Below are 14140 nucleotides of genomic sequence, written 5' to 3'. Positions count from 1 at the left end.
CGCCGCCATGTCGCTGAACACCGCCACTCACCCCGCGCAAGCGCCGCGCTTCTGGCGCGACGAGCGCTTGCCGTTCATCGAAGCGCGGACCATCGCCGATGGGCGCAAGGTCACCTACACCCGCCACGCCCACGAGCATTTCTCCATCGGCGCGATCACCACCGGGCGCAGCTATTACCACTACGGCGCGGACACCTTCCAGATCAGCGCCGGCACGGTGGTGCTGATGAACCCCGGCGATGTGCATGCGTGCAACCCGATCCACAACCAACCCTGGTCGTATCACATGCTCTACCTCGACACGCCCTGGCTGACGGACCTGCAATACCAGTTGGGCTTCAGCACCGACCAGGGTTATCGACCGTTCAATACGCCCTATACCCGCGACCCGGTGCTGTACAACGGCCTGATCGAGCTGTACCGGACGCTGTTGGATGAGCACGCCGAACTCCTGCAAAAACAGAGCATGCTGGTGAGTTATTTCAGTGAGGTGCAGCAGCGCCTGAACCCTTCGAACACGCCGGTGCGGGAGGTCAATCACAAGCTGGAACGCGCCGCCGAATACATCCGCGAACACTGCACCCAGGCCTTGAAACTCGAAGACATCTGCCTGGCGGCCGAGCTGTCGCCGTCTTATCTGATCCGCGCCTTCAAGCAGTATTACGGCTTGACGCCCCATGCGTTTCTGGTGAACCGGCGCATTCAGTTCGCCCGCACCCAATTGCGCAACGGCGAACTGATCGCCGACGTCGCCCTGGCCGCCGGCTTTGCCGACCAGGCGCACTTCCAGCGCACCTTCAAGCTGCACTTCGCCGCCACGCCGGGGCAGTACCGCGACTTGCTCAAGCCATCAGCAAATAACCCACACTGGCCACCAGCAACGCGGCCATCGAACGGTTGAACACCCGCACGCCCTGCGCGTTGCCGAGGTAACGGCGCAAAAACGTGCCGGCGTAGGCCCAGCAGGCTACCGACAGGTAGCAGATCACCAGGTAAAGCGCCGCAAACAGCCACACCTGCCGGGCGTCGCCATCCGCGACAAACAACCCCATGCCCGCCACGCAGGCCAGCCAGGCTTTGGGGTTCAGCCATTGCATGATCGCGCCGTAGAGCATCGACGGCGCCGTTGCGGTGCCTTCGGCGTCCAGCCGGCCATCGTCCACCGCAAGTTTCCAGGCCATGTACAGCAGGAAGGCGACCCCGCCCCACTGGATCAACTGGGTCAGAATGGGCCAGCGCAGCAGCACTTCATGCAGCCCCAGGCCGATCAACACCAGCAATAGCGTGAAGCCGGTGGCGGCACCGAACACGTGTTTCTGGCTGGCGACAAAACCGAAGCGCGCGCCCGAACTGAGGGCGACCACATTCACCGGGCCCGGTGTGATGGAGGTGGCCAACGCGAAGGCGGCCATGGAAAGGATCAAGCTCATTGCGGTTCCCTGTTGTGGTGATGAACAGGGGCCACGGTAAACACCCCGGCGAGCCGGGTATTGAAGAAAATGCCCCTGCTACTCGCCGGTCATGCGTTCCAGGCTGTTGCTCAGGTGCAACAACATGGCGGCGCGGGCGGCGTCGGGGTCCTGGCGGCGGATGGCGTTGAGGATCGCCTCGTGTTCCAGGTTGGCCAACTGGCCCAGCTTCATCAGGTCGGTATCGCCGCGCTCTTCGGCGTTGATGCGCGTGCGCGGGATCACCGAGTTGCCCAGGTGCTGGATCACATCGGTGAAGTAGGTGTTGCCGGTGGCCTGGGCAATCAACTGATGGAAGCGCACGTCGGGTTCGACGCTGCTGTCGTTGTTGGCCAGCGAGGCTTGGTAGTCGTCGAGGGCCTCGCGCATGTGCTGCAACTGCACCTCGCTGCGGCGCAGCGCGGCCAGGGCGGCGGCCTGGGTTTCCAGGCCCAGGCGCAACTCGAGGATGCCGCGCACGCTGACGGCGGTGTCATGGTTCAGGTGCAGGCCCTGGCGCTGGTCCCGCGCCAGCACAAAGGTGCCCACCCCGTGCCGGGTTTCCACCAGCCCTGCCGCCTGCAACTTCGACAGCGCCTCACGCACCACCGTGCGACTGACACCGTACTCGCCGACGATGGCCGACTCGGAGGGCAGCTTCTCGCCCGGCGCCAGTTGGCCGAGGAGAATGCGCTGGGTCAGCGTGGTCACGATGTCATGGGCCAGGCCCTGGGAGCGCTTGCGGGGGGTGTCGTTGTGCATCGGTCATTCCATCGGTTGGACCCGGTCAATACTAACATCCCCCTCCGCCACCAACTTGTATGACAACAAACAAATTCCGCCACAACTGCGCCGCGTTTTCACGGGAGCCGATTTGCCTGCGATTGTATCGGCGCGATTGATTTTATGCGCTATGGCGCCTGTAAACAGGTACGCCAGCCCTGTCGCATGCTCGTACAGCCAAAATTTACGTTGCGACGCGGAAAAAAGCAGTTGTATGATGTCTATCAAGTTGCCAGGCACCCCCGGCAGCCCTGAACCCATCCCCGCACAACAATAATCCGTGGGAGTTCTACCCCGTGACCCCTTCCAACCCTGCGACAGCTGCGCCTGCCCTCGACCCCGTCCTGGCCCGCGCGATCAAGAAAGTGAAGCAGCATGTGCTGCCACTGTTCGTGATCATGTTCATCGTCAACTACATCGACCGCGTCAACATCGGCTTTGTCCGCACCCACATGGAACACGACCTGGGCATCGGCGCGGCCGCTTACGGTTTCGGCGCCGGCTTGTTCTTCATCGGCTATGCGTTGTTCGAAGTGCCCTCCAACCTGCTGCTGCAAAAAGTCGGCGCGCGTATCTGGCTGACCCGCATCATGTTCACCTGGGGCATCACCGCGACGCTGATGGCCTTTATCCAGAACGAAACCCACTTCTATATCCTGCGTTTTCTGCTGGGCGTGGCCGAGGCCGGGTTCTTTCCGGGGGTGATCTACTACTTCACCCGCTGGCTGCCCGGGGTGGAGCGCGGCAAGGCGATTGCGATCTTCCTCAGCGGCTCGGCCCTGGCCTCGCTGATCTCCGGCCCGCTGTCCGGCGTGCTGCTGCAAATCAGCGGGCTGGGCCTGCACGGCTGGCAATGGATGTACATCATCGAAGGCATGGCCTCGGTGCTGTTGTGCTTTTTCGTGTGGTTCTGGCTCGACTCCAACCCCCATGACGCCAGGTGGCTCAGCCGCGCCGAACAGGACGCGCTGGTGGGCGAGATCGAGCGCGAACAACGCGAGCGTGACGCCGCCACGACGGTCAAGCCGAGCCTGGGCACGCTGCTCAAGGACCGCCAGATCATGCTGTTCTGCGCCCTGTATTTCTGCATCCAGCTGACCATCTACGCCGCCACATTCTGGCTGCCGAGCATCATCAAGAAGATGGGCGACCTGAGTGACATCCAGGTGGGCTTCTACAATTCCATTCCCTGGCTGATTTCGATCATCGCCATGTATTCGTTCGCGGCCCTGGCCGGCAAGTACAAGCATCAACAGGCGTGGGTGGCCACGGCGCTGTTGATTGCTGCGGCGGGAATGTTTTTCTCCACCACCGGCGGGCCGATCTTTGCCTTTGTCGCCATCTGTTTTGCGGCGATCGGGTTCAAGTCGGCATCGTCGCTGTTCTGGCCGATCCCCCAGGGCTACCTGGATGCGCGCATCGCCGCGGCGGTGATCGCGCTGATCAACTCCATCGGCAACCTCGGCGGGTTTGTCGCGCCCACCACCTTCGGCTTTCTGGAGCAGACCACCGGGTCGATCCAGGGTGGTTTGTATGGGCTGGCCGGCACCTCGATCCTCGCGGCCATCCTGGTGTTCTTCGCCAAGACCCGGCCCGGCGCCCAGAGCCCGAGCGTGCTGCACCCCGCCCCCGTCTTGAGCAAATAAGGAAGCGTTTTGATGAATACAGAACACCAGCACCACGCCAGCCATGCCCCCATCGTCACCCACCTGCAAGTGATCCCGGTGGCCGGCCACGACAGCATGCTGCTCAACCTCAGCGGCGCCCACGGGCCGTTTTTCACGCGCAATATCGTGATTCTCAAGGACAGCGCCGGTCACATCGGCGTGGGCGAAGTACCGGGCGGCGAACGCATCCGCGAAACCCTGGAAGACGCGCGCAGCCTGGTGATCGGCAAGCCGATCGGCGCGTACCAGAGCATTCTCAATGCCATGCGCCGCACCTTTGCCGCCCGCGACAGCGGTGGCCGCGGCCTGCAGACGTTCGACCTGCGCATCACCATCCACGCCGTCACCGCGATGGAAGCGGCGCTGCTCGATCTGCTCGGCCAGTTCCTTGAGGTGCCGGTGGCCGCCCTGCTCGGCGAAGGCCAGCAGCGCGACGCGGTGAAGATGCTCGGCTACCTGTTCTACATCGGCGACCGCCAGCAGACCGACCTGGCCTACCGCAGCGAAGCCGATGGTGACGATTGGTGCCGCCTGCGCCATGAACCGGCCCTGACCCCGGACGCCATCGTGCGCCTGGCCGAAGCCGCCCAGGCCAAGTACGGCTTCAACGACTTCAAGCTCAAGGGCGGCGTGTTGCGCGGCGCCGAAGAAATCGAAGCGGTCACGGCCCTGGCCGAGCGCTTCCCCGACGCACGCATCACCCTGGACCCGAACGGCGCCTGGTCACTCAAGGAAGCCATCGCCCTGTGCCGCGACCAGCATCACGTATTGGCCTACGCCGAAGACCCGTGCGGCGCGGAAAACGGCTATTCGGGCCGCGAAGTCATGGCTGAATTCCGCCGCGCCACCGGCCTGCCCACCGCCACCAACATGATCGCCACCGACTGGCGCGAAATGGGCCACGCGATCCAGCTGCAATCGGTGGACATTCCCCTCGCCGACCCGCACTTCTGGACGATGCAAGGCTCGGTGCGCGTGGCGCAGATGTGCCATGAATGGGGCCTGACCTGGGGCTCGCATTCCAACAATCACTTCGATATTTCCCTGGCGATGTTCACCCAGGTGGCCGCCGCCGCACCGGGCGACATCACTGCGATCGACACCCACTGGATCTGGCAGGACGGCCAGCGCCTGACCAAGGCGCCATTGCAGATTGTCGACGGTCACATCCAGGTGCCGACCAAGCCGGGGCTGGGCGTCGAGATCGACATGGACGCGGTGGCCCAGGCCCACGAACGCTACAAAGACATGGGCCTGGGTGCGCGCAATGACAGCGTGGCCATGCAGTTCCTGATCCCCGGTTGGCGTTTCGATAACAAGCGCCCGTGCCTGGTGCGCTGAGCGCCGATCCCGGCCAGCCTCAACCGTGAATCAACGAAACGTGCGCGCCCACCCCGGCGCGCACGCCCTCGGCCACCGCCAGCGCCACGGAACCGGCGGCAAGGGACGCATCGCCACAGGCAAACACGCCGGCCACGGAGGTCTGGCGGGTTTCGTTGGTGTGCAGGTACGGGCCGGTGGGGCCGTCAGCCAGCACACAGCCCAACTGCTCGGCCAAGGGGCTGAGGCGAGTGCGGGACATCGTGAATACGCCGTCCAGCTGAATCACGCGGCCATCAGCCAGTTCCAGAGCCACGCGCTCACCGCTGATCCGTGTCACCGCCGTGCGCTCCACGCGGACCCCGCGCCGATCCAACTGCGCCTGTTGCTCGGCATCCGGGGTGAACACGCCATTGGTGAACAAGGTGGTGCTGCCCCAGTCCGGCAACATCAGCGCATGGTGCATCGCCAGCGGCGAGGTGGCCAACACACCGATGCGGCCTTGATCGAGCTCATAGCCGTGGCAGTAAGGGCAATGAAACACGTGCTTGCCCCAGCGTTCCGCCAAGCCTTCGAGGGCGGGCAATTCGTCCACCACCCCGGTGGCGAGGATCAGGCGTCGCCCCTCGAATCCGCCGTTGTATTGCGTGTGCAGCCTGAAACCGCCCGGCGCCGTAGCCGCCTGTAATACGCTGTCCTGCACCCAGGTGACGCTCGGATACTCCATCAGTTGGCTGCGACCTTCGGCGGCAATGACGTCCGGCGCCTGGCCGTCCTGGCCGAGAAAGCCATGGGCGGTGGCGGCAAACCGATTGCGCCGCTGCCCCGCGTCGATCACCAGAACCTTGCGTCGCGCCCGCGCCAGTTGCAGGCCGGCGGACAAGCCGGCATAGCTGCCGCCCACGATAATGACGTCATGCATCATGAAAGTGCCCCTTGTCAGGTGCGCGCGGTTATCCGCGCGCTTTCACGACACACCATAAGTTACGTAAAAATAGCACGTCAAGTGTCTCGCAACTTTTTGGGTTACGAAGGATACTTTCGACCGAATCGACTTGAGGTTTTTTGATGAGAAACGACACCCGCCTCTCGCGCATGCTGCACGTGCTGATCCATATGGACCGCCATGAAGCGCGCGCCACCTCGGAGACCATCGCGCAGATGCTCGGCACCAACCCGGTGGTGGTGCGGCGCACACTGGGGCTGCTCAAGGAAAAAGGCTATGTCCGCTCGGAAAAAGGTCATCAGGGCGGCTGGACCCTGGGCAAACCCCTGAGTGAAATCACCTTGCTGGATATCCACAATGCCTTGGGCACGCCGTCGATATTCGCCATCGGCTTGTCCACCGACCACCCGCAATGCCTGGTGGAACAGGCAGTGAACGCGGCACTGAGCGACGCGTTCGACCAGGCCCAGGCACTGTTACTGGCGCGGCTGGGGGATGTGACGCTGGCGCAGTTGGCCGAAGATTTCGACGAGCGTTGCCGCCTCGCCCCGGCGCCCTGATCGCACTACAGCCGGCGCTTGCGCAACCACTGCAGGAACCCCTTCTTCACCGGCACCACCGGTGCTTCCTGGGTCAGGGTCTGCGCCGCATGTATGCGGAAATCCAGCAGCGCTTTCATCGCTTCGCCGATGTCATGCCGCGCATCCAGGCACGGCTTGAGGTATTCCTTCTCGATGCGATAGAGGGTGCAGAAGGTCTTGGCGCGAAAGTCCGCCAGCGTGGCCTCGTCGGACAAGATCCCAGCCTCGCCGATCACCTCCCCCGGCCCCATGCGCCCGGCTTCGAACACGTGCCCAGCCTTGTCCAGCATCACCGAGACCACGCCGGATTCGACGATAAACAAATGATCGCTGACCTCCCCCGCCGGCAGGATCACCGCGCCGGCACGGTAGCTGTGCAGGGTCATGTTCTGGCTGAAGGTGTCTTTCTCTTCCTGGCGCAGGGTGGAGAAAATCGACGAGCGCTCCAGCAACGCCCGCGCCCCCGACAGCGCCGGCGGCGCGCTGCTTTCGGTGGCAGACAGCAAACCGACGCCCGCCGCCTGCAAGTGCCGGAAAGCCAGGTCGTACAGCTGGTTGCGCACTTCGCGCTTGAGCGGCATCGACGGCACAAAGCCGCTGATTTCATACTCCACGCCGTCGCTGGCCGAGGTTTTGAACGCCACGCTCGGCGCCGGTTTGGCCAGCAGCAGCCGGCACTGCGGGCGGGCGTGGGGGCTGACTTGCAGGCTGACCGACAGGCCGAACATATCCGCCGGGCGCGAAAAGTTGACGATCTTGGCCTTGGCCGCCAACGAATTGGGGATCACCGCCATGCTGCCCTGGGAGGTCTGCAACCGCGTAGCGCGCCAATCGATATCGGTGACGCGCCCCTCGGTGCCGTCGATGGAAATCCAGTCATCGAGCTGGTACGGCTTGGTGGTGTTGAGCACGATCCCGGAAAACACATCGCTGAGGGTGCTTTGCAGCGCCAGGCCGACGATGATCGCCACCGCACCGGAGGTGGCGAGCACGCCCTTGACCGGCAGGTCAAGCACGTAGGCCATGGCGGCGATGATCGCAATCAGGAAAATCACCGCGCCCAGCAGGTCCTGCAACAGCCGACCGGTGTGGCCCACGCGCTGCATCATCACCGCGCCGAGCAACACCGTCAGGGTCCGCGCCGCGAACAGCCACCAACCGATCTGCAACGCAGTGGCGGCCAGGTGCAGCGCGGTGTTGTCGGCATACGGCGCGACGAGCATCGGGTTCATGCCGTCGTTGAACAACACGGCGCTGAACACCGCAAAAATCACCAACCGCGCCGCCAGCTTCCAATTGGCCAGCTCAGCGGAAATCAAGCGCCACACACCGATGTCGATAAAGATCAGCGCCAGGGCGCACAACATGGGGTGATCAGCGATAAATGAGGGCATCCAGGCGACTCCAGGGTGAATGCCGAGAAGATCGCATGAAATGGGGATGTGGGGGTATAGCGCGGAGCGAAATGCGGGTGGGAAATTGCACCGTATCTGACCACCTGATTGCATCAGCACTGACCAGGCGTTTGCATCGCGCCGGATTATCTAGACACCTTGTAAACTCATACTGATGTTTCTTCAGACCGCTATGCCACGTCGCTTACACAAAGGAGTTCCCTATGCGTAAGGATTACCTCGCCTTTTTTATCGCGCTCTTTCTATCGAGGCTGGCGGATCAGATCCTGTTGTTTATTGTGCCGCTGGTGGTGTTCCAGACCACCAACAGCGCTTCATGGGCAGGGCTAGCGTTTTTCGTCGAATCGCTGCCGCGATTTCTCGCGTTCCCGCTGTGCGGCGCGCTGTGCGACAAGTACCCGCCTATTAAGATCCTGCATATCAGTCAGGTCTACCGGGCATGGCTCTGTGTGCTGGGGGTGGTGCTCTACGGAATCTTTGGTGGCATCGGTTGGATAGTGGTGCTGTCGGCACTGTGCGGAGTGCTGACCACGCAAGGCATCATGGCTCGCGAAGTGCTGATGCCGCATATCTTCCAGCACTACAGCTACACCAAGACGTTGTCCTACTCCCAGATCGCCGACCAGGCGGGACTGGTCCTCGGGCCTCTGGTGGCGGCACTGATGCTTGAGGTTTGGGCTTGGCACTGGGTGGTGCTTTGGATCGCCGGATTGTTCCTGCTGGCAGACCTGAGCATGCTGGCGTGGCAACGTCTTGGCCGTATGACGCTAGAGGTGTTCGAGCAGCATCAAGACATCTGGCTGCAGCCCTTGAGGATCGCTTTTGGGCATATCCGTAGCTTCGCAGAATTGAAAAAAATCATCATTCTGGCGGTAGGCGTCAACCTGATCGTTGGTGGCACCTTGGCAACTTCGGCGGCCATGGTGATCGGCCAGTACAGCGCCGGCAAGGATAGCTATGCAGGGCTTCAGGCGGCGGGTGCGGTGACAACAATCGTGATCCTGTTTCTTCTCGCTCGGGTGGTGTTGCCTCTGCGGGTCCTCGGGGGTGTCGGATATTCGATGATCGCAACGGGGGCATTCATCAGCGCCCTGAGTCCGAGTCTGCTCGGCTATGTGCTGGGTTTCCTGTTGATCGCAGGCTTCGACAAAATGTTCAACGTCTACATACGCACTATCCGGCAGCGGGTGATACCGCCTCAGGACTTCGGTAAGACAGTAGGTGTGATCACGCTGCTGAACAACATGTCCCAGCCTCTGGCAGGTTTACTGGTGGCTTTGTTAGCTGCGCCCTTGGGCACCCAGACCGTAATCCTGATTTTGGCCGTGTTAACGACTATTCTTGGGACATTTGCCCTGTGGTGGTTCGCAAAGGCTCGCGGCCCATCCCCGAGCTTGATTCTCGAAGCTGACCAAGAAGCCGGAAAATAGAAAGTTGCGTCGGCAGGCTTGTAAGCATATTCCAAGGAAGCATACGGATCATGTCCGCAAAGAAGAGCCTGCCGGTTCGAACTTGTGATCGCCGCCGAACGTTTACAGCATAACGACCACTCTCGGCCTCACTGATCAAGTCCATGCAATTACGCATGTGGGGGCTTGCCCGCTCCCACATTAGGCTTGGCGTCAGCCTTTCAGTGCTGCATCTGCCCGAAATGACCAGAGTGGAAATCAGCAAACGCCTGATGGATCTCCTGCTCAGTATTCATCACGAACGGACCATGGCCGACGATAGGCTCGTCGATCGGCTCGCCGCTGAGCAGCAGCACCCTCGCGTCGTCGCTGGATTCCAGCGACAGTTGCGTGCCGTCGCGCTCAAACAGTGCCAATTGCCCCTGGCGCGCGATTTCTTCGCCATTGACCAGCACCGTGCCGCGCAAGATCACCAGCGCGGTGTTGCGTCCGGCGTGCAGGTTCAGGGTCAGCGCCTTGCCGGCGTTGAGGCGCAGGTCCCACACGTCGATCGGCGTGAAGGTGCGCGCCGGGCCTTTGGTGCCTGCGAACTCACCGGCAATCAGGCGCAGTTGGCCAGCCTCATTGGCCAGCGGCAGCAGCGGAATATCGCCGTCGACAATCGTCTGGTAACCGGCGTCGGCCATTTTGTCCTTGGCCGGCAGGTTGACCCACAGTTGCACCATCTCCAGCACCCCGCCGCTACGGGCGAAGGCTTCGGAGTGGAACTCTTCGTGGAGGATGCCCTTGGCGGCGGTCATCCATTGCACGTCGCCGGGGCCGATCGTGCCGCCAGCCCCGGTGGAGTCGCGGTGCTCGACTTCGCCGTCGTAGACGATGGTCACGGTTTCAAAGCCGCGATGCGGGTGCTGGCCGACACCGCGACGCTGTGTGGTCGGGGTGAAATCGGCCGGGCCCGCGTGGTCCAACAACAGGAAGGGGCTGATGTGCTTGCCAAGGGTGTCGTAGGAAAACAGCGTGCGTACCGGAAAACCGTCGCCGACCCAGTGGGCGCGGGGGCTGGTGTAGATGCCGATGAGTTTTTTCATGGTGTACCTCCAAAGTGCCTACACCATAAGTCCCACGGGCCTTGGGGACTAGCCGGCAAACGCGGCGTTGTTCGTTCTATGCATAGGACAATCAACACGTCCTCAGTTTGTTTTTGCTGGCTGGGGACGCCGTCCCGCTAGACCGACCTCAACCAAGGCCCCTGCACCGCGCTGACCCGATTGCGCCCGCTGCTCTTGGCGTCATATAACGCCTGGTCGGCATCGTTGAGCCAACTGGTCGAATCGCTATGCCCGACCCGATAAGGCGCCAGGCCGATGCTCAAGCTGACACGCAGGGTCGGGTCCTGGGTATAGGCCAGCGCATTGAAGCGATCGCGCAGGGTATCCATCACTTGCGTGGCGCGATTGAGCGGCACGTCCGGCAGGATCACGCAGAACTCGTCACCGCCGTAGCGTCCGGCCAGGTCGGTGGCGCGCAGGTTCTGACGCAGCACTTTACTGAGCTGGCGCAGGACGAGATCGCCGGTGACATGGCCGTAGGTGTCGTTGATCACTTTGAAATGATCGATGTCGATCAGGGCAATCACCGCGCCCTGCTGCCCGCCGTGGCAGCGCTGGAACTCGATGTCCAGATGGTCCTTCCACGCGCCATGGTTGAGCAGGCCGGACAAGCTGTCGGTACGACTCAGGGCCAGCAGCTCACGCTTGTGCCCGGCCAGGGACACGGCCTGGCGATAGCAAATCCAGCCCAGGGCCAGCGGATACAGCACCAGGATCGGTAAACAGGCATACAACTGCGCCTGGCTGGTTATGCCGATGAACGCCGGGGTGAAGATCAGCAGCGACACGCCGACGCCCAACGCCTGCGCCACCCAGCCCGCCAGCATGAAACGGGGACCACCGATGGCCACATTGTTCATGGTCATCATCGACAAGGTGGTGACGCTGGGCAGTGGGTTGAAGTGCATGGCACCGACCCAGAAGCCACCGCAAAACGAATCGAACAGCAGGTTGTGGCGCTCGCAACGCAATGTGTTGGCGGTGCGGCGTGCCCATTGATAAGCCAGGTGCGGCCAGACAAAGCCGTTGATCAGCATCAACGCCCACACCCAAAGCGGTGGGTTCAACGCAGACATGCCGAAGGCCACGCAGGCAAAGCCAAGTGTCAGCCCCAACGTGCGGGTTTTGTACAAGCGGGTAGCGAGCGGAACTCCATTTCCTCCGGCGGCTGGCATGGTGAGGTGCGATCCTGGGTAGGTGCCTGGAGTCTATCAGGGCAACAGCATATCGCCACTACCCCTTGTAAGCTCAGCGCCGTCAGTGGGAAAAGCCCCGCGCCAGCATCCCGGCGACGCCCAGCAACAACAATGCCGTGATCCGTTGCAACCAGACCCGCCGCCGGGGGTTTTCCAGCACCGGCTTGATGCGCTGGCCGAAATAGCCATACAGGCAGCCACTGGCGAACTGCAGCAATAGAAAGGTCAGCCCGAGGATAGCGATGTCCGACATCGAGTTGTGCTCCCCGGTCCCGGCGAATTGTGGGAACACGGCGCTGAACATAATGATCGCCTTGGGGTTGGAAAACCCGGTCAGCAAGCCCTTGCCGAACAGACTGCGTGCGCCTTCCACGGCAACGACCCCGTCGATGGACACGCCGCTGCCGGTCCACTGTTTGTAGGCCAGGTAGAGAATGTAGGCGACGCCGACCATCTGGATACCCTGGGTGATGGCGAGGTTGCCTTTGATCAATTCCGAGAAACCCACGGCAAAGATCAGGATAGAGACCAGGTACGACACACTGGCGCCGAGCTGCGCCGGGATCGAGCCGCGCAGGCCGTCCTTCAAGCCCAGGCTCAGCAGCAACAAGGTCATGGGGCCGGGGCTGAACGTCACGGTGGCGCAAAACAGCAGAAAGTAGAGAAACGAAGAGAGCGTCAACGCGCTTGTCATAGCCTTGGACCTTGGGAAGACAGCCGGAAAGTGGCCGGATAGCCGGCAGTCTAGGGCCGCGGCATTGCGCAGGGCAGGTAAAGTAAGGCCTAATCCGGCCCTACTTCACCGGTAAAATCACCAGCAAAGACAAGGAAGCCGCATGTTTGTATCCGCCATCGCCTTTCGGGCTGGCGCACCCAAGGTGCAACAGATCGTCGAGGCGTTCAGCCAGGCCATCGAGAACGGCGAATGGGCGCCCGGCAGCAAGTTGCCGTCGGTGCGTGAGCTGACCCAGACCCTGGGCGTGAGCAAGTTCACCCTCAACGAAGCGCTGGACCGCCTGCGCGGGCGCAACCTGTTGACCTCGAGCCAGGGCCTTGGCCACTTTGTGACAACAGACATCATCCGCGCCGCCTCGACGAGCTGGGTCGACCTGTTGCCCCAGGACTTGCTCAGCGTGTTACGCCGGCCGCTGGTCACCGTCAATGGAGATCTGCGCCCCGGTGGCGGGCATTTGCCGGAGGAGTGGCTGAACAGCGAGGCGCTTCGCCAAGCCATGCGTAGCGTGGTGCGCGCGCCGTCGCTGCGCCTTGCCGGGATGGGCACGCCGGCCGGGTTCCTGCCGTTGCGCCAGGCACTGCAACACAAACTGCATGCCGAAGGGTTGTCGGTGCCGGTGGAGCAAATCATCACCACGCCCAACACCCTGCAAGGCCTGGACATGCTCATGCGCCTGCTCGCCCGCCCCGGCGACACGGTGCTGCTCGACGCGCCCTGCTACTTCAACTTCCACGCCAACCTGGCCCTGCACGGGGTCAAGGTGGTGACGATCGAGCGGCGCCCCGATGGCTTCGATTTCGACGCCCTCGAACAGTTGCTGGCCGAACATCGCCCCAGCCTGTACCTCACCACCAGTGTGTTGCATAACCCCACCGGGCACTCTTTCAGCCCCAGCCAGGCGTTTCGTCTGCTGCAACTGACCCGCCAGTACCACTGCCATATCGTCGAGGATGACCTCTACGGCGACCTGCATCCCAACCCGCCGCCGCGCCTGGCCACCATCGCCGGCCTGGACCAGGTCACCTACCTGTCGGGCTTCTCGAAAATCCTCAGCGCCAACACCCGCGTCAGCTACGTGGTGGCCGCACCGCAACTGGCGGCCAACCTGACCCATATGAAGTTGATGAGCGGCGGCGTGACCTCGGAGCTGTTCGAGCAGATCGTCTACCGCATGCTCAGCGAAGGCAGTTACGCCCGGCACCGCAAGCGCATGGTGCAGCGCTTGCTGGAAGCCGGTGCGCGTGTCGAACAATGGCTCAAGCGCTGCGGCTGTCAATTGCCGATGGCGTATGACGGCGGCATGTTCATCTGGGCCCGCCTGCCGCCGGGGGTGAACGGCGAACAGTTGGCCCAGGAGGCGTTGAAGCAGAACATGGTGCTGGCACCGGGGGCATTGTTCGGTTACGACCCGGCGCGGCCTGATTCGATGCGCTTCAATGTGGCCCACAGTGACGGGCCCGGGGTGCAACAAGCCTTCGAAACGCTGTTGCTCAAGGCTGTGCGCGAGCCGCGATCACTATCGACATGAAG

General features: G+C 62.6%; 13 protein-coding genes. 6 read left to right on the top strand and 7 right to left on the bottom strand.

What is annotated here, in order from left to right; translation table 11 throughout:
* Positions 1-7: 7 nt before the first annotated feature.
* Positions 8-901 (top strand): AraC family transcriptional regulator, encoded by an 894-nt coding sequence (locus tag RGV59_RS18240; protein ID WP_126586032.1) that lies wholly within the window; start codon positions 8-10, stop codon positions 899-901.
* Here RGV59_RS18240 and RGV59_RS18235 read toward each other — a convergent pair.
* Positions 843-1430, bottom strand: a complete 588-nt coding sequence (locus RGV59_RS18235) for a LysE family translocator (protein ID WP_046383807.1) — start codon at positions 1428-1430, stop codon at positions 843-845. The two genes, RGV59_RS18240 and RGV59_RS18235, sit on opposite strands and share 59 nt — an antisense overlap.
* Positions 1431-1508: 78 nt before the next feature.
* A complete protein-coding gene (locus tag RGV59_RS18230; RefSeq protein ID WP_046488438.1) occupies positions 1509-2210 on the bottom strand; it encodes a FadR/GntR family transcriptional regulator in 702 nt (233 codons plus the stop codon).
* Positions 2211-2527: 317 nt separating this feature from the next.
* Between RGV59_RS18230 and RGV59_RS18225 the strand changes: the two genes are divergently transcribed.
* The gene (locus tag RGV59_RS18225) at positions 2528-3877 is read left to right on the top strand and encodes an MFS transporter (RefSeq protein WP_322247020.1); all 1350 of its coding nucleotides are present in this window, start codon (positions 2528-2530) and stop codon (positions 3875-3877) included.
* Between the two features lie 12 nt (positions 3878-3889).
* Entirely contained in the window at positions 3890-5239 is a 1350-nt protein-coding gene (gene gudD / locus RGV59_RS18220; protein WP_126586030.1) for a glucarate dehydratase, read from the top strand.
* A 19-nt stretch (positions 5240-5258) separates the two neighbouring features.
* Here the strand turns inward: gudD and RGV59_RS18215 are convergent, their stop codons facing one another.
* Positions 5259-6143, bottom strand: coding sequence for an NAD(P)/FAD-dependent oxidoreductase (locus RGV59_RS18215; RefSeq protein WP_046488443.1), 885 nt, complete (start codon positions 6141-6143; stop codon positions 5259-5261).
* Positions 6144-6286: 143 nt separating this feature from the next.
* Here RGV59_RS18215 and RGV59_RS18210 point away from each other — a divergent pair, with 143 nt between their 5' ends.
* Positions 6287-6724, top strand: a complete 438-nt coding sequence (locus RGV59_RS18210; RefSeq protein WP_046383812.1) for an Rrf2 family transcriptional regulator — start codon at positions 6287-6289, stop codon at positions 6722-6724.
* Between the two features lie 5 nt (positions 6725-6729).
* On the opposite strand, the gene RGV59_RS18205 is transcribed toward RGV59_RS18210, so the two are convergent.
* A complete protein-coding gene (locus tag RGV59_RS18205; RefSeq protein WP_126586028.1) occupies positions 6730-8139 on the bottom strand; it encodes a mechanosensitive ion channel family protein in 1410 nt (469 codons plus the stop codon).
* A 224-nt stretch (positions 8140-8363) separates the two neighbouring features.
* Between RGV59_RS18205 and RGV59_RS18200 the strand changes: the two genes are divergently transcribed.
* On the top strand, positions 8364-9590 hold the full coding sequence (locus RGV59_RS18200; RefSeq protein WP_126586026.1) for an MFS transporter: 1227 nt from the start codon (positions 8364-8366) through the stop codon (positions 9588-9590).
* A 200-nt stretch (positions 9591-9790) separates the two neighbouring features.
* Here RGV59_RS18200 and RGV59_RS18195 read toward each other — a convergent pair whose 3' ends face one another.
* The 3 genes from RGV59_RS18195 to RGV59_RS18185 all read right to left on the bottom strand — a co-directional run bounded on the left by RGV59_RS18195 (position 9791) and on the right by RGV59_RS18185 (position 12568).
* Positions 9791-10657, bottom strand: coding sequence for a pirin family protein (locus RGV59_RS18195; RefSeq protein WP_126586024.1), 867 nt, complete (start codon positions 10655-10657; stop codon positions 9791-9793).
* 137 nt (positions 10658-10794) lie between these two features.
* Positions 10795-11853: a diguanylate cyclase gene (locus tag RGV59_RS18190; protein WP_104903406.1), complete on the bottom strand. Its 1059-nt coding sequence runs from the start codon at positions 11851-11853 to the stop codon at positions 10795-10797.
* Positions 11854-11935: 82 nt separating this feature from the next.
* Positions 11936-12568 carry a LysE family translocator gene (locus RGV59_RS18185; protein ID WP_126586022.1) on the bottom strand — a complete coding sequence of 211 codons (633 nt, stop codon included), beginning with the start codon at positions 12566-12568 and terminating at the stop codon, positions 11936-11938.
* Between the two features lie 142 nt (positions 12569-12710).
* Between RGV59_RS18185 and RGV59_RS18180 the strand changes: the two genes are divergently transcribed.
* On the top strand, positions 12711-14138 hold the full coding sequence (locus RGV59_RS18180; RefSeq protein ID WP_126586020.1) for a PLP-dependent aminotransferase family protein: 1428 nt from the start codon (positions 12711-12713) through the stop codon (positions 14136-14138).
* Positions 14139-14140 lie beyond the last annotated feature (2 nt).

The organism is Pseudomonas sp. FG1, assembly GCF_034313875.1.
Lineage (GTDB): Bacteria > Pseudomonadota > Gammaproteobacteria > Pseudomonadales > Pseudomonadaceae > Aquipseudomonas > Aquipseudomonas veronii.
Note: the sequence above shows the minus strand (reverse complement) of the source record. Positions and strands in the feature narration are given on the sequence as shown.